The organism is Rubritalea tangerina (assembly GCF_042683245.1).
GTDB lineage: Bacteria > Verrucomicrobiota > Verrucomicrobiia > Verrucomicrobiales > Akkermansiaceae > Rubritalea > Rubritalea tangerina.
This window is the reverse complement of sequence record NZ_JBHUJB010000075.1, coordinates 1-19,054: the sequence shown is the minus strand read 5'-3', so window position 1 is coordinate 19,054 and position 19,054 is coordinate 1. Positions and strand designations below refer to the sequence as shown.

At 52.9% G+C, this 19,054-nt stretch carries 13 protein-coding genes and 1 pseudogene; 5 read left to right on the top strand and 9 right to left on the bottom strand.

The window, feature by feature from the left end:
* The 4 genes and pseudogenes from ACFSW8_RS15380 to ACFSW8_RS15365 all read right to left on the bottom strand — a co-directional run.
* A pseudogene (locus ACFSW8_RS15380) lies at nucleotides 1-668 on the bottom strand (hypothetical protein); the annotation flags it as partial.
* Nucleotides 669-720: 52 nt separating this feature from the next.
* Nucleotides 721-2,145 carry a sulfatase family protein gene (locus tag ACFSW8_RS15375; protein ID WP_377087428.1) on the bottom strand — a complete coding sequence of 475 codons (1,425 nt, stop codon included), beginning with the start codon at nucleotides 2,143-2,145 and terminating at the stop codon, nucleotides 721-723.
* A 98-nt stretch (nucleotides 2,146-2,243) separates the two neighbouring features.
* A complete protein-coding gene (locus tag ACFSW8_RS15370; protein ID WP_377087430.1) occupies nucleotides 2,244-3,563 on the bottom strand; it encodes a FecR family protein in 1,320 nt (439 codons plus the stop codon).
* The gene (locus tag ACFSW8_RS15365; RefSeq protein ID WP_377087431.1) at nucleotides 3,560-4,129 is read right to left on the bottom strand and encodes an RNA polymerase sigma factor; all 570 of its coding nucleotides are present in this window, start codon (nucleotides 4,127-4,129) and stop codon (nucleotides 3,560-3,562) included. The genes ACFSW8_RS15370 and ACFSW8_RS15365 overlap by 4 nt, the downstream gene beginning before the upstream one ends.
* A gap of 200 nt (nucleotides 4,130-4,329) precedes the next feature.
* Between ACFSW8_RS15365 and ACFSW8_RS15360 the strand changes: the two genes are divergently transcribed.
* The 3 genes from ACFSW8_RS15360 (at nucleotide 4,330) to ACFSW8_RS15350 (ending at nucleotide 9,938) form a co-directional block, all read left to right on the top strand.
* Nucleotides 4,330-5,619 carry a Gfo/Idh/MocA family oxidoreductase gene (locus tag ACFSW8_RS15360; RefSeq protein ID WP_377087433.1) on the top strand — a complete coding sequence of 430 codons (1,290 nt, stop codon included), beginning with the start codon at nucleotides 4,330-4,332 and terminating at the stop codon, nucleotides 5,617-5,619.
* A gap of 132 nt (nucleotides 5,620-5,751) precedes the next feature.
* Nucleotides 5,752-8,865 (top strand): outer membrane protein assembly factor BamB family protein, encoded by a 3,114-nt coding sequence (locus ACFSW8_RS15355; RefSeq protein ID WP_377087436.1) that lies wholly within the window; start codon nucleotides 5,752-5,754, stop codon nucleotides 8,863-8,865.
* A gap of 188 nt (nucleotides 8,866-9,053) precedes the next feature.
* Nucleotides 9,054-9,938, top strand: coding sequence for a LysR family transcriptional regulator (locus tag ACFSW8_RS15350; RefSeq protein WP_377178701.1), 885 nt, complete (start codon nucleotides 9,054-9,056; stop codon nucleotides 9,936-9,938).
* Nucleotides 9,939-10,062: 124 nt separating this feature from the next.
* Here ACFSW8_RS15350 and ACFSW8_RS15345 read toward each other — a convergent pair whose 3' ends face one another.
* The 5 genes from ACFSW8_RS15345 to ACFSW8_RS15325 form a co-directional block, all read right to left on the bottom strand.
* On the bottom strand, nucleotides 10,063-10,593 hold the full coding sequence (locus tag ACFSW8_RS15345) for a carbohydrate-binding protein (protein WP_377087439.1): 531 nt from the start codon (nucleotides 10,591-10,593) through the stop codon (nucleotides 10,063-10,065).
* A gap of 13 nt (nucleotides 10,594-10,606) precedes the next feature.
* A complete protein-coding gene (locus ACFSW8_RS15340) occupies nucleotides 10,607-11,698 on the bottom strand; it encodes an acyltransferase family protein (protein ID WP_377087440.1) in 1,092 nt (363 codons plus the stop codon).
* Between the two features lie 69 nt (nucleotides 11,699-11,767).
* The gene (locus ACFSW8_RS15335) at nucleotides 11,768-12,772 is read right to left on the bottom strand and encodes a HupE/UreJ family protein (RefSeq protein ID WP_377087441.1); all 1,005 of its coding nucleotides are present in this window, start codon (nucleotides 12,770-12,772) and stop codon (nucleotides 11,768-11,770) included.
* The gene (locus tag ACFSW8_RS15330) at nucleotides 12,769-13,599 is read right to left on the bottom strand and encodes a peptidyl-prolyl cis-trans isomerase (RefSeq protein ID WP_377178699.1); all 831 of its coding nucleotides are present in this window, start codon (nucleotides 13,597-13,599) and stop codon (nucleotides 12,769-12,771) included. The genes ACFSW8_RS15335 and ACFSW8_RS15330 overlap by 4 nt, the downstream gene beginning before the upstream one ends.
* A 51-nt stretch (nucleotides 13,600-13,650) precedes the next feature.
* Complete coding sequence (locus tag ACFSW8_RS15325; protein ID WP_377178697.1) at nucleotides 13,651-16,092, bottom strand: PIG-L family deacetylase; 2,442 nt, start codon at nucleotides 16,090-16,092, stop codon at nucleotides 13,651-13,653.
* 465 nt (nucleotides 16,093-16,557) lie between these two features.
* On the opposite strand from ACFSW8_RS15325, the gene rph reads away from it, so the two are divergent.
* Entirely contained in the window at nucleotides 16,558-17,340 is a 783-nt protein-coding gene (gene rph, locus ACFSW8_RS15320; protein WP_377091395.1) for a ribonuclease PH, read from the top strand.
* 1,051 nt (nucleotides 17,341-18,391) lie between these two features.
* A complete protein-coding gene (locus ACFSW8_RS15315) occupies nucleotides 18,392-18,628 on the top strand; it encodes a hypothetical protein (protein ID WP_377087447.1) in 237 nt (78 codons plus the stop codon).
* Nucleotides 18,629-19,054 lie beyond the last annotated feature (426 nt).

The following is a 19,054-nucleotide window of genomic DNA, read 5'->3' as shown; positions in this document are numbered from 1 at the left end:
AAACCTTTAGAGAAATCCCGCATAGAGGGGCTACACGAAAAACCGCTTAAGTCCGTGCCATTCGAGACTGGCCCATGATGCACCCAGTTCTTCATGTCTTTCGAATGCCACCCGTGGTAGCCCCCCAAACCTAACTCCTCACCACCACTGCCATTCGTCTGAAATGGATCCTTCGCAGCAAAACCTCCCCCTTTGCCCTCCGCTGGCTTTTGTTTCCTCAAATCCGCAATCTTCTTATCAGCCTCCTCCCTACTCATCTTGCGCATGTACACCTTTTCCTCTATCCGCAATATCGCCACCGCAGTCTGATCCACAGCACCACCTCCATACCTGGCAAATAACCAGTAATCCTTATCTCCCACTGATAAAAACACAGGCGCATCCTTCGCATTGCGCGGACCAACATTCTCAACCTTCTTCCAGTTCAACCACTCAGGTGATTGCTCCACTACCATAGAACGTACCTTTTTCTTCTCCGAAAATTTCTTCACTCCACTCCTGTAAAAGGCCGACTCACCACTCGGTGTCCCCACACCACCTTCCCACACAATCCCTTCAGATTTCCCCATACCTCCCTCCCAGTCATCTTGGCTAACCACTTCTATCACCCCCGCACTTGCCACGCAGGGAACTAAGCCGATTACTCTTATGATCGCTTTCTTATTCATTTCCATTTTCCAGTTCCATGACGGCTCTACACTCCAGTAGCTCCCCCACTCATTACTTCTTCTTTTTATTCTTCTTCACTTGTGAAATTTTCTCCACCTTAATGGGAACATCGTTCTTTTGCGCCTCACCTGGCGTGCTCCTACCGCGCTCAATTTGCATATCTAACAAACCCCTAAGAGCCTTTGCTTTCTCAGGCATTGATTCTATCAGGTTATTCTGCTCACCCAAATCCTTATCCATATTGTAAAGCTGTAACATAGGCTCCCCTTTTGCCGCCGCAGCGCCCGGACGAGGAGCAGTCCAACCACCCGACCCCGGAGAGATTAACAACTTCCACTCACCATCCCGAATGGCAAATAAACCAGATACGGAGTGATGCACCACGTTCGTCCGCACACCTTCCTTCTTACCTGTCAACGCTGGCAGCATCGAAAGAGAATCCACCCCCTCACTTGCAGGCAAATTCACATCTAGAATATCCGCAGCTGTGGCCATCACATCGGTTAAACAAACTAATGCATCCGAGCGAGTACCAGCCTTAACTTTCCCCGGCCAGCTCACAATAAATGGAACCCGGTGCCCACCATCCCACAGATCCGCTTTCGAGCCCCTCAAATCAGCACTCGGGTGATGCCCCTTAGATATCAAATCTTTCATTTTAGAGGTCGGAGCAGATGTCCCATTATCAGCAGAACAAATAACCAAAGTGTTCTCATACAGCCCATTGCGCTTCAATGCATCAACCACCTGACCATAACTAGCATCAGTCTGCATTACAAAATCAGCATGCGCATTCAGCCCACTTTTTCCCTTCCATTCCTTACTCGGCACCACCGGTGAATGCGGAGAATTCCATGGCACATAGAGAAAAAATGGCTTCTCCTGCCCCTTCCGACCGTCAATGTAATCCACCGCTGCTTGCGTCAGCATCGGTAACATCTCCACAGGCTCCAAATTCTTTGTCACCTCTTGACCATCGATCCATAAACTCATCTGGCGCGCATGGTGGAACCCATGAAAAACATCAAACCCACCCCGCTCAATAGGCCCGTGACTCACCTTCGTACCCACCGCCACCTTGCCACTCTCCTTCTTTCCATCAAATAACATCCCCAAATGCCACTTGCCAATCATCGCCGTATCATACCCCTGACCTTTCAACAACTTCGCCACAGTCAACCTATCCGCTTTAATCAAGGACTCCCCCCCAGTCAGCACGCCTGACTGCAATTTCGTCCGCCAAGCATATCGCCCAGTCATCAATCCATAGCGCGTCGGCGTGCACACAGAGGACCCACTGTGGCCATCCGTGAATACCATCCCCTCTGAAGCAATCTGATCTAATGCCGGCGTCTTAATCTTTCCCTTCTCTGGGTTCAAACATGACAACTCACCATAGCCCATGTCATCCGCTAAAATAACGACAATGTTCGGTTTCTCCCCCGCCTGCATCATCCCCACAGTTCCAATAATCAAACTTATCAAGCTCTCTCTAAATTTTCGCATCATCAATAATCTCCTTAATATCAATTCGCACGCACCCTCACTTTTAGGACAAAAAAACTCACTTTTTCTCAATCCGCCTGCGTTAACACCCGCACTTGATCAATCCCTGATCCCACGCGCACGTCGAAATACAAGGTCCTCCGATCCTCAGAAAGCCGCACCACATCACTGTCTTTCTTATCTTTCGTCACATCCCACCCATGGGTATGCTCCAAACCTCGGCCGCGCCTCCCGGGGTAAGCATCCGGCTGACTCGCAAACAACCACTCGGTCTCATCCAACAGCTTCCTTGAAGCAATCAATGCCAGCACCGGCTTCTCAAATCGCACATGCCCTTGGTATCGCTTCGGCCCCTCCGATTTCTCCCGGTGCAACGGATTCATATGCAGCAAATAACTCTGCACTGCATCCCCATACTGAAACTCCTCTTCCCTCTTCAAACTGCTGTTCTTCAACTCCAGACCCAACAATAAACTCACAGGAATCACCCCCTCTAAATCAATGCGCTTCTCCGGTAATAAATAGGCCAACTCATTGTCTTTGGTATCCAATAAATCATAGGCCACATCCGATGCATACAACAATGCCACACCCTCTAACTCACTCACCGAACAAGCAATCAATAAGGCCGGTTGCATAGGCCCCCTTTCAGCAGGACTCATCAAACTCACCCCTGAGGGTAAGGCTTCTACTGGTGCCGCAAAACCTGCTTCTAACAAGGCTGGTCTGCGTTGAAAATCTTCCACCTTAACCTCCCCATTTAATACATACAATTTCGACGCATCCCCACCTTCCCTATGCACCCCAAAAGCTCCACCTTCACACACTAACAATCGGTCATCGACCGCTACACGCACCCGTGCCCCCCCCTCATTGCGCACCACCACCTCACCACTCAGAAGCTTAAAGTCTGCCCCCTCCTCGGGAATCTCAAATTGCGCCGGCCCCTGCACAGCGACACTCGCCCCACTGCTGAAACTCAAGCGAAGTGACCCCTCCCCCACCGCATATTCCCCCACCTCCAATTGTTCACCAGCACGAAACCCTTCCCCCATAGCCAAGCGCACCATCGGCCCATCAAACGCCACGTCTTCCCCACCAATATATAAAAACACCCCTAACACAATCGCCGCAGCGGCTGCCAAACCCGCAACCATCCATCCCCCCAAAACTGAGCGTCCCTTAACTTCGGCCTCCCCCTTCAAAATCCTCTCACTTGCTCCCACCTCCTCAAATAATCCCACTAGTTCCTGCTCCAATAGCTGCGCACGTACAAATGCTTCCCTAGCACTCAGGTCACCCCTCAACTCTCTCTCTAACTCCTGAAATTCCTCCTCGCTTAAGACCTCATCCGCATAGCGCAAATACTTCTCACTCCTATCACTCATCGCACAGCCCTCCTCTCACTATCCAAACACACCCGCAACGTATCCAATGTCCGCGCCACTGTCTTATACACCGTCTGAACTTTCGCCCCCAATGCCGCGGCAATCTGTGCAGGCTTTTGCCCCTGCGCATACCTCAAGTACAGAAACTTCCTCGCTCTCGGCGTGAGCTGCATCACACAGCTATTCAGTGCCTGATACGCTTCCACTCGCCCAGCTTGCCCATCGGCCTCATGCACTAACTGGTCTGCCAAATATTCTAGCACCTCCTCTGAAAACACTCGAGCCTGACGCTCCCGGCGCCGAACCTCATCAATCGCCTTGTTGCGCGCTGCCACTAAACTCCATCGCAGCACAGCCTCAGCATCGTCAAATTCCTGCCACTTTTGCACCACTAACACACAAATCTCCTGAAAGATATCTTCCGCCAATTGCTGGTCCTTCAATATCACCCTAGCATAACATAAAATATGCTGACGACGCTCTAACACCCACTGCAGAGATTGCTCCAGACTCCTTTCTGAAACCTGCTCCCCCCCCTTCGACCCTCTGCTTGAATCGCGCATCATAAATCAACAATTTCCCTAAACTACGCGATCTCATCTCATCTCCGCCACCTATTTATCTGAGAAAATTTTGTCCTAATTCTCCCCCTGCCACGACCACTACATCCATCTTCTCACTCCTCGGCATCACCCTCATACTCCGCCGCCGTCGTGCCCCCAAACTTTCATGCTAGATCTTTCCCTGCCAACACGTACCCTGCCGAATGGACCCACTTCAATCACACATAAGCCGCCGCCGTGCCATCGGACAACTCGCGACTTTAGCTACCATATCCATCGTCCCCAGCCGCGTCCTCGGACTCAACGGCCAAACCCCACCCAGTGAAGAACTCACCCGCGCCATCATCGGCTGCGGCGGTATCTGTTCCGCTCACCTCAGAATGCCAGGCCGCCTCCTCGCCCTCTGTGACGTCGACTCAAAACGCCTCGACTCACGTATGAAACAAGTCCAAGGCAAAGGCAACAAGGACGTCAAAGGCTACCACGACTTCCTCGAAATCATCGCCCGCGATGACATCGACATCATTCACACCGCTACCCCACCACACTGGCACGCCTACATGGCAATCGCCGCCGCCAAAGCCGGGAAAGCCGTCTGGGGTGAAAAACCCATGAGCCGTACCATTGCCGAAGGTATCGCCATGAAAAAAGTCATCCAGGAGCAAGACATCGCCTTCCGCCTCAATACCTGGTTCCGCTTTAAATCAAATTTCTACGGCTCCGGTGTCACCGCCCGCCAAGTCAAAAAAGCACTCGATGGAGGACTCATCGGCGACGGCCCATACAAAGTCACCCTCTCCGGCCACACTGGCTTTAACTGGAAATTTAATTGGGTCGGTAAAACCAACCTCAAAGAACAAGCCATCCCTGAGCACTTCGACTATGACTCCTGGCTTGGACCTGCACCCTACAAACCCTACAACGCCCACCGCACCCACGGCACCTTCCGCGGCTACTGGGATTACGATGGCGGCGGACTCGGCGACATGGGCCAACACTACCTCGACCCCATCCAGTACATCCTCGGAAAAGATGAGGAACTCCCAGTCTCCGTTGAAATCGATGCCGACCCACAAGACGCCGACGCCGTCGGCACCTGGCGCCGTATCACCTACACATACGCCGATGGTACCCAGATCATCCTCGATGGCGCCAATAAAGACAAAGACGCTGCCTTTATCGAAGGCTCAGAAGGCAAAATCTTCAAACGCTTCAAGTCCGATGTCGTGGGCTTCGATGAAAAAATCAAGTCCCTCCCCGAACCAGCCCCACAAATCACCGACTTCCACCAAGCCATCCGAGAAAAGAAAAAATTCGCCCTCAACGAGGAAAATGGCTTCAACTCCTGCACCCTCGTCAACCTAGGGAAAATCGCCCACCGCATTAACTCAAACCTCAAGTTCGACCCTAAATCCATGCGCTTCCTCGATAACGACCTGGCCAATAACCTCATTAGCCAACCAGATCGTGAGAAGTGGAAACTCCCCATCTGATCACCCCACTTTACCGACCTGGCAGCACCCATGCCTGCTGGGTCGGCACCCCCATTCTGGCTGATTCGCCCGGCTGGGTGACTTTATCGCCCATTGTGCACCCCTTGCTCAATCACCTAGCATTGCATCACAATGCGACTCTCTCTCTTCTTTCTGCTTCTCCTCGTCTCTCACGCTTTCTCCGGAGAATGGTCGCTCAAGGCCACCCCATCCCATCCAGGTGACCCACTCGTCATCCACTTCAAACAAGGCCCTGGAAATGCCAAAGACTGGATCGGCATCTACCCCAGCACCATCACCCCATCTGGCTCACCAGCTGCCACTCTCTGGTCTTACCTCAATGGCACCCGCTCCGCTAGTAAAGCCCTGCAGCACGGTTCCGTCACCTTTGACACCCACACACTCGCCCCCGGACAATACAAAATCTGGTGGCTCAAAGACAATGGCTACACCCCTATCGCCAAACCTCTCCCACTCACCCTTACCCAACAAACAATCGAAGAAGCCAAAGGCCCCACCGACTGGCCCACCCACCGCTATGACGCATCCCGCTCAGGCCTCGCCCCCAAATCCTTACCTTCCAATCTCACTCTCCAGTGGTCATACACCCCGCGCCACGCCCCTGCCGAAGCCTGGCCAGGAACAGCCCAAAGCGACCACTGGCGCAAACGCTCCAGCCCTGAACCCCCTCGGATCACCTTTGATAAAACCTTCGAACCCGTTAGCGCCGACGGCCGCGTCTACTTCGGCTCATCCGCAGATGACCAACTCCGCTGCCTTGACCTCACCTCCGGCAAACTACTCTGGACCTACACAGCCGGTGGCCCCATTCGCCTCGCCCCTACCCTCAGCCATGGACTCGTCCTCTTTGGCTCTGACGACGGTCAAGTCACTGCGCTCGATGCCAAATCCGGCAAACTACACTACCAAGTCTCCCACTCAAAAGCCCAGTCTAGCCTCCTTCCCGGTAACGGCCGCATTATCTCACTCCACCCCGTACGTACCGGCATTCTCGTCCAGGGCGACACCGCATACTTCGGCACCGGGCTCTTCCCTAAACAAGCCGGCGCTTGGCATTGCTCATTCTCTATCAAGTCCGGAAAGCTGCTCGACTCCGCACCTCTTGAATCCTCCCCCCAAGGCCACCTCGAAGCCCGCGATGGCAAACTCTTCGCACCCACCGGCCGCGACCGACGTGGTGGCTTCCTAACCAAGCTCAAACACACTCCCCCTACCGCTAAACGCGCCACTCAAAATACGAAGGACTTCCCCTACGGATTTATCTCCACTCCCACCCAAGGCATCGGCGGTGGTAATGACCAAGTCGCGATCTTCGATGCCTCCACAGGCAATACCCTCCAAACCCTCACCGTGAATGGCCAAGCGCGCTCACTCGCCATCGCCCACGACCGACTCCTCGTCTCCACCACCTCCGGCACACTCTATTGCTTCGGCAAAAAACTCCCTAACCCACCCACCCAGATCCTCGAAAAATCCCCACCTCTCACCATCCCCCAACAATACCAAAAATCTGCACAACTCCTCCTCAGCTCCCTCCCCCGCTCTAAAGGATACGCACTCATGCTCGATGCCACTTCCGACAATGGCCGCTTCCTCCTCGCCTTGTTAGCATCGTCCGAACTCACCTGGGTCGCTCACTCCCGTGATAAACAAAAAGCCGAAAAACTCCGCAAACTCCTCCACCACCATGGCTACTACGGCCGCGCCTCAGTCATCCACTCCCCATCCCACAACGACCTGCCATTCGTCCCCCGCATCTTCAACCTCATCACAAGCCCAAACATCCTATCCAAGTCGCCAGCCAGCCAGTGCCCACAAAGCTGGCTGCGCCCCAGTGACGGAGTAGCCTTCCTGAAAACACACAACCGCCCCTCCATCCACGGTGCCAACCTCAAGGGCACAGGCGAATGGACCCACATGTACGCCAACCCTGCCAATACAGCTTGCTCTAACGACACACGCGTAGGATCTGACCTCCAACTCCAGTGGTTCGGCCGACCAGGTCCACAACATATGATCGATCGCCACCTCCGCCCCCCCACATCACTCGTGAAAGATGGGCTCCTCTTCGTCCCCGGCCAAAACTACCTCATCGCCGTCGATGGCTGGAACGGTGCCATCCTTTGGGAAAAAAGTATCCCCGAATTCCGCCGTATCGGCGCCCTCCGAGACTCCGGAAATATGGCCCTCGCCAGCGATACTATCTATTGTGCCGCTTCTAACACATGCCAGTCTTTCGACACCAGTACCGGCACGCCCAAACTCACCCACAAACTTCCTAACAACTACCAAAAGACGCACGACTGGGGCTACCTCGCACTGGTAGACAAATCCCTCATAGGCACCGCAGTCAAGCGCGGCTCCACCCTCCGCACCATGAATTACGCCTCCATCTATGAAGGCGGCTATGGCGACAATACCAAAGTAACATGCTCAGACCTCCTCTTCGTGAACAATCGTCACTCAGGAGACGAACTCTGGAGCTACACCCCCAAAGGCGCTATCCCAAACCCCTCCATCACCATCCACAATAACGCTATCTTCTTCATCGAATCCAAAAACCCCGACACCCTAAAGACCACCCCCGCACGCATGCACTACCCCGCACTCGTCGACCACTCCGGTGCCGACCTCGTCTGCCTCGACCTCCAATCCGGAACCCAACGCTGGCGCCAGCCCCTCGACCCGAGACTAGGCTGCCAAACCCTCTTCACCCTCGCCTCTGACTCCTTCCTCGCCATCGTAAATTCCCGCAACTTCAAAGCCACCCCGGAGTCCAAGCCCACAGTACACTACGAAACCCGAGTGCTCGATACCACCAACGGCTCCCTACTCTGGGAAAAACGCTTCAACCACGGCGGACGCCCCAACCTCGACCACGGTGAACAAGACCGCCACCCAGCAATCATCAACGACACCCTCATCGTCGAACCCCACCTCTACAAACTCTCAGATGGAAGCTCTAAAGGCACCTTCAAACGCATCGGCGGCTGGGGCTGCGGTACCATATCAGCTTCCTCCCGATCCCTCTTTTTCCGCTCGGGAAACGCCGCAACCTACGACTTTGAAAAGAATGCAGCCTCCGCCCTCACCACCACCACTCGCCCCGGATGCTGGATCAACATGATCCCCGCCGGAGGCCTCCTCCTCATTCCTGAAGGCTCATCCGGCTGCATCTGCAACTTCGCCATCCAGTCCTCACTCGGCTTCGCCCCCAGACTGTAACCCCTCCGCACAAAAAACCAGCCGGTCCTCCCGATCCCGCTGGCTCTCATACATACTCCCTAATGAATATCTTGTTCCTAAGTATACTTATACTCCTCTTTTCAAATTAAGATACAGAATAAGTAAAATGCTATTTATAAGAGCTGCTAATTTTGCATACTCCCTCACGACACCCTCCAATTTCGTCCATGTCCATGCATCTTACCACCACGCAGCTCCAAGCCCTCGACGCTCTCTCAGAACTCCGACACTTCACCAAAGCCGCTCAGCGACTCGGTATCACCCAGTCAGCCCTCAGCCAACAAGTCAAAGCCCTCGAGCAAGCCGTCGGACTCCCTCTCATCAACCGTGACACACGCCCACTCACCATGACCCCTATGGGCGAAAAACTTCTCGTCCGCGCACGCCTCATCCTCCAACAAGCCAGTGCCATCGAAGCCGAATGCCGAGAAACAGAAAGCCTCAAGGAAGGTAAACTCTCCTTCGGAATCATCCCCACCATCGCACCCTACCTCACCCGCCAAATCCTCCCCCACTTCATCACCAGCTACCCAGGTATCCAACTCGATATCCATGAGGACACCACCAGCAACCTCGCGAAAAAAGTCCACCAAGGCCATATCGATCTCGCCATCACCAGCGACCTCGACACCCTCCCCGCCAATACCGCCTCCCACCTCGACCAACACCCACTCTTTAAAGAAAAACTCTACCTAGCCACCCCCACCGACCCCCATTCTCCCGACCGTGAACTCCCCATGATCGGGCTCAAAGAAGGCCATTGCCTCCGCGACCAAGCCGTCGCCATCTGCAACCAAGCAATCGACCAAAATATCAGCTGCGACCAAATCGCCACCCTCATCTCCCTCGTCAAAGCCGGCCTCGGATCCGCCGTCATCCCCAGTATGGCTGTCCCCCAACCCGCTGACCCAGCTATCCAAGTCAACGAACTCCCAAACGCCCAACGCCTCATCCAAGTCATCACTCGCCCACAAGTCCACCCAAACCCCGCAACCTCCGCCTTCATCGACACACTCACCACCCAACTCCCACAAGTGAAACACTCAACGTAAAAGTCTGCCCCACTTCCCACTTCCCACTTCTCACTTCTCACTTCTCACTTCTCACTTCTCACTTCTCACTTCTCACTTCTCACTTCTCACTTCTCACTTCTCACTTCTCCCTTCTCCCTTCTCCCTACTCACTCACAGGCTCTAACTTGAGCCTCACAAAATTCATCACACCTTTCCCCTCACTGATCTCTGTAGGTATGAGCTTCAGCAAATAACTCCCGCCCGGAAGAGCCATCTCTCCCAGTGCCTGCGTTTGCCAAGTCGCCCAATCCCCCCGCCCCGCAACTTCCCCCTTCAGCTCCTCACCCTCTGCCACTAACTTGAACTGTGTGCTTCTCCCCTCCGGCAAGGAATAGTCAATGCTCACTCGATACCTAGCAGACTCATCCCTAACAATAGTCCATGTGAGAGACTGCGACTTCTGGTCCCAGTAACCAATATTGCCGTCCTTGTGGTACTCCTCATAGCGCGCTGTCCCATCTCCCACAATGCGGGCGTCAACTGCTGCTAGTGTATTCACTCCATCTATCAGCGCATGCTCCTCACTCCGCTGCGCCACAACCACCAGCAACCAACCTAGCAAAAACGTCGCAACCGCTGCCCCCAGCACATGCAATGCGCCATGGATAACCTTCCCTAAAACCTTTGTTTCCATACTTCTATCCATACTAAACTCTGAGAAAGAATCGCTTCTTGTACAAGAACCACAAAAATAACCACTCAAGTAAAATGATCGTCGCTAATGACGCATTGCCTCCAAAGACTAAACCCGAAAAGTACTGAAAGTTTACAAAACGATGCGCCAAATAAATCGTGATCGAGTTCATCCCAATCACTACAAAAAAGAACGCCCACTTCTGATACTTTAACACGTCAATAATGAGATAAAATCCAGCTAACAAAAGCATGCTTATCCCACCTGCATACAAATTGAAACTCGTGGTCCAAATCTTTTTTATCGGTGGATAGTGCGGACCAATCAACATACCCAATACGATCAAACCAATACCGACTCCCGCTAAAACACTGCACTTTCTCACCTCACTATAGTCCCTTGAGCGAAGGATCACTCCAGCCATGTATCCTAACAAAACAATCGCAGAGGCCGAAAGCATACAAAGCAACCCCTCGGGGTCATAGTTGCCACCGAGCAACCTTCCAGGCAAGAAATGCTGATCAATATAAGAATTCACACTCCCAGCCTGCGTCAAAACACCCGCCCCAGCTCCTGGTACCGGCAACCAAAGTTGTAAAGCCGCATAGCCTAACATGATCCCCGCAGCCCAATACACAGGCGTCGTCCACCGCCGAGAGTACAGACAAATAAGAGCCGCTATCCCATAGGCCACCCCAATCTGCCCCAACACACTCGCAGCCCGTAATGACTCAAAATTGAACGAAAGCGCCCCATTGTACACCAGCCCCAATAATATGAGAATGACCACGCGCTTCAGAACTTTCCATAGTAACGAACGCCTAGCCTCCCCCTTTTCTAACTTGCTCACAATCGCATAGGGAATGGCCACCCCAGCCAAAAACATGAAAAGAGGAAATACGATGTCTAATGCCTGAATCCCCTCCCACGCAACGTGCTGCATGTGCTGGCCGATGACATTATCCCATTCCCATTGCGTCTTCCGTGTAAAATCCTGAATGAGGCTGCCCCCCCCAATAATCAAGAACATGTCGAAACCTCGAAGTGCATCAAGTGACATTAAGCGCTGTGGCGCAGGTGCGTTGGATTCTGATTCTTTACTCATACAAAATTTATTCAAAAAACAAAGGGTTCTCAGCTGCGCAAACGAGAGATGCTTTCTATACCTTTAATCTCAAAGCTCCAATCCATAATGCCCAAATAATCTCTGGATGAACCAAAACATGGCTGTCATCCCAATCACATACGCTGGTACCCAACGAAGCTTTGCAAAGTTTCCCAACCCCAGATGCAAAAGTATAGCCACGAACAACGCCCATGCTAACAGGAACACTATTTGGCCAATCTCTACCCCAATATTAAATGACATCAGCGCTATCGGTATCGACTCATTGCTGATTCCTAACTCCATCAGCGCACCAGCAAAACCCAGACCGTGAATGAGACCAAAGCTAAAGGCTACAATCCACGGGTAACGTGTGGCCCAAGTCTCCCTCCCCCATTGCGCCAATAAAATCTCTTTCGCTAAAAAAGCGATGCTCAAGGCTATCAATACCTCCACCAGAGTTGGGTCGATGCTCAGCTTCCCCATAACCGTCAAGCCCAAGGTCACACTATGCGCTACCGTAAAGGCTGTTACCGTTATGACCAGACGCCTCCCTCCTCTCACTAACAATGATAAGCCAATGACAAATAAAAGGTGATCATACCCTTCTAAAATATGCTCCACTCCTAGCTTTGTATACCTCCACATCGTCCGCATCCTTGAACCTGACCCCGCAGACAAATCGCCCATACGAATGATCACTCCCTGCTCGCTTCTATCAAACAACTGCCGCGCTTTAGTGCCATCTTGCCAGAGTGCACTCGCCATCACCCCATCTCTGCTCCATGGTAAAATAATTCGGTCCTCATCGGATAGCGCCCCGCCCTCAGATTTAAAACGTAGTCGATTCAGCCCCTCATGTAGCAACGCATCCCCCACGTAGACACAATCTGCTGGAATCTCGGGAATGCCAAAGCGCTCAAGCTGACCATACGAAATGTCAAAGCTCATCACGTATTCATTTGCCCCAAGCTCTCTTATCTGAATCCGCTCAATATCAACCTCGTGTGCGAATGAGCGACTAACAGAACCCAACAATAGAAACCAACATAGAATAAACTTCACTACTCTCATGGTATGCTTCCCCTGTAACGTTCTGGCACCTCGATCCGGTATTCCCTTGCGAGCTCTCTCAAACTTTCCTCCACGGCTCGCTCTCGTTGCTCACTCAGCCAATGCCCCTTCAACACAACCGCCACCCTCTCGTAAGGCAATTCTCCCGTCCTGTTGATACTCAGTACCCGAACGTAATGAACCCCGATGTTTGACCGAATCGGTCCAACCCACTCGCCCTCCTTGCTCTCCATGACTTCTCCCGCCGCATCCTTCCCTAACTGCCTCTCTAGTAAAGGAAGCAATGTCTCAGGCATCGGATTCTTCATCGGCATGGGGCGCCCCACTTGCTTTACTGACATCCCCGACTCTAGTAACTCCCCTATATTCTCGGGAATGTCCTCCTCCCCATTTGGCCAAGAAACATGCTCAAATGAAACACTCGGGTGAGCGCGATAGCGTTCCTTGTTTTCTTTATAAAATGCCCTTAGCTGCTCTTCTGTCGGCTCCGCAATGACTGGCTCGAGCTGCTGATACATCTCCCGCACCAAACTATCTCGGAAGCTTCCATTCCTGTAGAGCTCTCTCTTCAGTGCCTCCCGGTACATCAATTCCCCTCGAATATATTTTGAAACCGTTGCTTCTGCTGACAGTGACGACACATTGCCTGTGCCCGCTTCAGCCTCTCTAACAAGCTCCTTAACTTTAGCCTCGTCCACCACAATCACAGGCAATTCCTCCTCACCCCCACTCTGCAACAGCCATGCAATCAATACTGCACCTAACAAAAAGTGCAGCATGGGCTCTCGGTAGACACTTCTAAAAAATGACGCTAGCCGTTCTGTCATTGCAAATCCCTTCACTCCCTTCGCGTTTTCTTCCACACACACTCTCTCTCCCTACTCGACACGCATCTGCAGACGGTAAAACCCCTGCGTCTCATCATCCACAGGTAACATGATGCTCTGAGCTGAACCGTCTGCCACATTCTCAGTATGAATCGTCCGCCACTCAACGAGGTCGGTAGAAAAGAGCACCGCGTAGCTCCTCCTTAACCCATCGTACCCAGCCCCAGATGCTGGAGGTACGGAAAAACGAATCGCCTTCGGTGCCCCACCAATGGTGAAATCTAACTTGTCTGAAACTGCCGGATCCAAACCAGCAATGTATTCATCCAGCGTGCTAATGCCGTCACCATCATCATCGGCATTCGGGCTAGCAGCCCCCGTGTCTACAAAATGCGTGAGCTCCCAAGCATCCGGCAAACTGTCAGAATCCGTGTCTGGATTCGCTAAATGTAATAAATTCAAATCCTCCTGGTTGACCAATCCATCACCATTCGCATCCCCACTCATAACTGACCCGTGCGGCACATTGTTTCCCTGCCTCTCTAACATGGCCGTTAGATCCATGCCATTGACCCCACCTCCCACAACCGTGTCTGCAAGGTCGTGAGCAAATTGCGTCAGATCAATATTCTCTAAAAAATCACCATGGTGAATATCCGGAAAAGCATCATAGTTCGAATCAAAACTCAATGTGCCAGAATTGAAGGTGTCCAGCCCCACCCTCGTCCTCAGCATCGTCCAAAACTCCGATGGTTCATACTGGCCAGCAAACATAGGATCCCTGAAGTACGACCGCGAGGCACGTGGCACACTCTGAGAAGCATGCTCCCTCAAGCCCAAGCCCGTAATTGCCATCGGCGTGAGCCCCCCAAGTTCTGTGTAACTCGTCTCCCATCGCGTGTGAAATAAATGCCCGAGGTGGTTGGGGTCATCAAAGTCAGCATCATGAACGTACAACTTACGCGCTGCCCAGGCAGATAGAGGCCTGCCTTCATCATCTAAAATGGTCACACTCTCATCCGCTGCCATGTCATATGCCGCCACTGTCGCTGCCGATGTGTGCCTGTGGTCAGCATGTCCATAGTCTCCCCCTTGGTCGCTTGCTAACAGAACTTCAGGCTTCAAGATGCGAATCCATCTCGCCAGATACTCCACTGGGTTTCCAGTAAAGGGCGATAAATAATCTGCTGCATCATCACCAGTGTTAGGAAACTGCGTCCAAGTATCCACCGTACCAATGCTGCTGCCACCATCATCGAAACGTGCAAAAATCGGCTCGTTCTTCATCCCATACACACGCACCGCATTGCGAAATTCATCCTCGCGAAGAAAACGCACCGCCGGCTCCCCCCCAATCCCCGAATCACCACTCGTCATAGCAATCAAGGTCGTCGGTAAATTCCTTATCTTATTGTAGTACGTCATGGTCCCACCGAAGAATAGCCCCTCGTCATCCGGGTGTGGCACCACGATCATAATCGCCGTCTTTTCAGGTAAAGGTTCAAATCCAAATGCGCTGATCGGAATACTAAAGCGACTCTGGTTTCCCCCAGTCGTCTCAATTTCCAACATCGCCGTCACACTCCCAGCTGCGGACTCGGGGTCGAAACGCACCGTCACCTCCACTTCCCCCCCAGGCGAAAGACTCTCAGGATAAGCCCCAATGCTAAAAAATTGGGCATGCCCACCAGTCACCCGAATGTTGCTAATGCCCAGATTTTGACTCGCCCCATAGTTGCTAATCCGCACCGCCAATGCTTGTGGATCACCGCCCGCATCATAGTGCCCGAAATCAATCGTCCTCGGTGAAATCACCGCATACGGGTCCGACAACGAACCGAGATAGGACCCATACAATGCATGGATTTCTTGATTGCTGAGAGCCTGATCATACGACGCGACTGCCAACATATGCCCAGTGGACACATCTGTGCTGCCATTGGGAAAGGACCCTAGGTGGGAGCCACCACCATCAAGCCGCCAATCACTCTTCGCACCGTGCCTCTCCACAAAGACGCCATCAATAAACAAATCCATGGTCCCACTGTCATTGTTTCTGCGAAAAACAACGTGGGCAATCCTCCCGTAGACCGAATCAGTCGTGAAGGTGTAATCCGCCACCCCCGGCACCGTCATCCCAAATTTCCCCGTGTTGTTCCATTGCTCCAATTTAAAAACATTGTGCGCTCCAGTAGAAGAATCCCCTCCCACGGCCGCTATCGCCACAGAGCCCCTCGTCTTCTCAATGTTAAAGATAAATTCCACCGTAGCCCCATCGATCGCCTTGCCCTCCAGCGCATCCAAAGCTCCAAAATCATACGCCACCCCAGTGCTGCCATTGAGAACCCATCCATTCCCACCATTGGTCGAAGCACTGACATTTCCACCCGTCGCCTGCGCCTGACTTAACCAAGCACTGAGGTCGTTTGCGATACTTTGTGAAATGCATAGAAGTCCAAAAAAGAGACTCCTACTGAGTAGTTGGAAGGTCATGACGGGGAGGCAGTGAGAATTTGAATAGGTGGTAGCGTATGAATTTTTACAAAAAATCAGGTCATCTAGTGTGGTGCCAGAGAAGTAATGGACATCATTGCGAAAGGGATTTTTCCTGAGCAATAAGGCTAGAGGCAGCCCTGAATAGACATTCCGGACTGCCGAAAAACAAAGTTGATCAGAAAATAACCTGAGCCCCATGAAAAAAGCGACTATCAGGAGCCATTTCCTCGACCTAATATCAAACAATGATGTTTAAGACTTCGCTGGCATCACACTAGTTACAAAACCTGCAGCCCTCAGCAATGAAAAAGTAGACCAATCCCACAAAGAAAGGTGCATAAGTGCCGCATGATCAATGCCGATCTTCCCATAATCCCCCCTCCCGACCCCGCAAACTCCACTCGCCTCACCCTGCATGACTTGAATCTTGCATCTACGCGTTTCTCCTCTAAAACTCCGCCCATGACACGTCCTGATAGCCGCGAGGTCGATGCCCTTCGCCCCATCTCATTCCTACCCAATGTCGCTCCGCACGCCACTGGCTCCGTGCTCGTTTCCTTCGGAGATACCCGCGTGATCTGCGCCTGCACCGTCGAGGAAGACGTGCCCCGATGGATGAAATACCAAAAGGTCAAAGGCGGCTGGCTCACCGCTGAGTACAACATGCTTCCCTACTCCACTCTCGAGCGAAAACAACGCGATATCACTCGCGGAAAAATCGATGGCCGTTCCTCAGAAATCCAGCGACTCATCGGCCGCTCCATCCGCGCCGTCGTCGACCTCAAAGCTCTCGGCCAACGCACCCTCTGGATCGACTGCGACGTCCTCCAAGCCGATGGTGGCACCCGCACCGCATCCATCACTGGTGGCTGTGTCGCCGTTGCCATCGCCATCAATAAACTCATCGCCGATGGGAAACTAAAACAATCCCCGCTTAAACAACTCGTCGCAGGTATCTCTGCCGGCATCTTTAAGGACACCGCCGTCCTCGACCTCAACTACCCAGAGGACAGAGACGCAAGCGTTGACTTCAATGTCGTCATGACCGAAGACCTCAACTTCGTCGAAATCCAAGGCTCCGGTGAAGAAGCCACCTTCTCAGCTGAGCAAATGAGCGCCATGCTCGAACTCTCCAAAAAAGGCGTCAACGAAATCGTAAAACTCCAAAAAGAGGCCATCGCCGCTGCCGATAAAGCTGACGACGGCGCACTCGCCGACCTCGCCGCAGCATTCGGCCAGTCCTAGTACGGCATTTCTAAACAACGCCCACATCAACCATTTCCCATGAGGCACCCGGCTGACCCACCCAGTCGTGTGCCTCATTTTTTTGCCCCGAACCATGGCTATATCCCACGATCTAACTAAATTTGCTAAAAAAATCTGAATAGCCTCTCCCCTCCCCTCGTCAAAGCTGCTGAACCCAGTAATCAGTAGTATGAATAAAAAAACCAAACAACGATGCCTCCTCTTGCCAGCCCTGTGCAGCCTCCTTCTAGCGAGTTGCACCGCCCCATACGTTTACCATGAAACTGCGACCACCAGACCAGTAGTCTCAGCTCCACCGGTCCGCGTAATCCATACGCCTCCCCCGCGTCCCGTACACCCGCCAAGATACGCCACCTACGCACCACGCCCTCAGCACGTATACCATTCCGTCCACCACCGCACCAAACCCACTTACCACGCCCCTCCAGCGCGGCACACCAGCCATTGCTCCACTCCCCCAAGAAAGCAGCACATCACACAAAAGGGATACCATAAACCCCACCCAGTACGCAGCCAATGCAAGGCCCCTGCCCGACCACCTGTCCATCCAGCCAAACCACACCGAGTCGTAAGCCACAAACCCACCCACCACAGGCCAAAGACACAACCATGCCATTCCTCACATAAACCCAAGCCCCACCGCCAAGACCAGCTGCGACACAAGCCCGCACACAAACCCGCCCCACCGGCCGCGAGTCATGCCGCTCACTCTAGGTTCTCACTCGATCGTTCTTCCTCAAATCGCAGATCTATCCATGCCCGACCACCACAACCCGCTCAGCCCCATAGCCGAAAACCTTCCGCCCAACCTTCACAAAAAAAGCAAAGACAATCCAACGGTCGCCTGAACTCAAGAACCGTAGCCACCCCCTTAAGCCAAGCGCCCTACCTTTCCTAACAGCTGAATGTGCGTGGCAGCTCTCACCCAGCTGCCACCTCGCCCTGAAACCCAGCTTCCCCCATCACAACAAAAATCTGAATACCGACCTCCCCCACTACGTCAAAGCTGCTGAACAACGAATTAAGTAACATGAATATCAAACACCTTGCTCTCCTCACCAGCGTCAGCCTCCTCCTCCCAAGCTGCATGACCACCTACGACCGACACGGACGCCCCGTCCAATCCGTTGACCCAGGACTCGCCGCAGTCGGCGTCGTCGGAGCCGGTTTGCTCGGCGCCGCAATCGCTAACAGCAATAAGAAAGACGACCACCACCACCGACACCACCGCCCCGTGCATCACGAGCCAGTACATTGCCACCACTAACATGGAGCAAAAAAGTGCCTATCAGAGCCACACTTCCACACTTCTAATTTCTTACTTCAAATAATCCCAACAGGATTATTCTCCCAGCCCAAGGTTGAGCCGAAGGCGAAAACCTTGGGACCCCCACACACCACCCGTCACAACGCCAACGGTGTTGCTGCACCTCCTTTCGGAGTGCGGTAGCTCGCTACCGCTTTCACGGATCGCTGAAGCTTGCTTCAGGAGGGAGCGGAGCGAAGTCAGATTTAGCAGAACAACCTGTATCATCGCCGCCCTAGGGTGCTAGCAAAAGCGCTTCAGACACAGGTTGAACACAACACAGCAAGACGCATACGCGTAATAGACTTCTTATTGTCTGCCTTGAATGGCACGTAGTTAAGCGGCACTTCGCTTGGCTCCTCGATGTGAAATTTCTCTGAATGTGTG

Excerpts from the sequence above, each read along its gene's own strand:
- ACFSW8_RS15315 (WP_377087447.1), top strand. The coding sequence starts at position 18,392 with ATGAATATCAAACACCTTGCTCTCCTCACCAGCGTCAGCCTCCTCCTC.
- ACFSW8_RS15365 (WP_377087431.1), bottom strand. The coding sequence starts at position 4,129 with ATGATGCGCGATTCAAGCAGAGGGTCGAAGGGGGGGGAGCAGGTTTCA.
- ACFSW8_RS15370 (WP_377087430.1), bottom strand. The coding sequence starts at position 3,563 with ATGAGTGATAGGAGTGAGAAGTATTTGCGCTATGCGGATGAGGTCTTA.
- rph (WP_377091395.1), top strand. The coding sequence starts at position 16,558 with ATGACACGTCCTGATAGCCGCGAGGTCGATGCCCTTCGCCCCATCTCA.
- ACFSW8_RS15340 (WP_377087440.1), bottom strand. The coding sequence starts at position 11,698 with ATGAGTAAAGAATCAGAATCCAACGCACCTGCGCCACAGCGCTTAATG.
- ACFSW8_RS15330 (WP_377178699.1), bottom strand. The coding sequence starts at position 13,599 with ATGACAGAACGGCTAGCGTCATTTTTTAGAAGTGTCTACCGAGAGCCC.
- ACFSW8_RS15335 (WP_377087441.1), bottom strand. The coding sequence starts at position 12,772 with ATGAGAGTAGTGAAGTTTATTCTATGTTGGTTTCTATTGTTGGGTTCT.
- ACFSW8_RS15350 (WP_377178701.1), top strand. The coding sequence starts at position 9,054 with ATGTCCATGCATCTTACCACCACGCAGCTCCAAGCCCTCGACGCTCTC.
- ACFSW8_RS15345 (WP_377087439.1), bottom strand. The coding sequence starts at position 10,593 with ATGGAAACAAAGGTTTTAGGGAAGGTTATCCATGGCGCATTGCATGTG.
- ACFSW8_RS15325 (WP_377178697.1), bottom strand. The coding sequence starts at position 16,092 with ATGACCTTCCAACTACTCAGTAGGAGTCTCTTTTTTGGACTTCTATGC.
- ACFSW8_RS15355 (WP_377087436.1), top strand. The coding sequence starts at position 5,752 with ATGCGACTCTCTCTCTTCTTTCTGCTTCTCCTCGTCTCTCACGCTTTC.
- ACFSW8_RS15360 (WP_377087433.1), top strand. The coding sequence starts at position 4,330 with ATGGACCCACTTCAATCACACATAAGCCGCCGCCGTGCCATCGGACAA.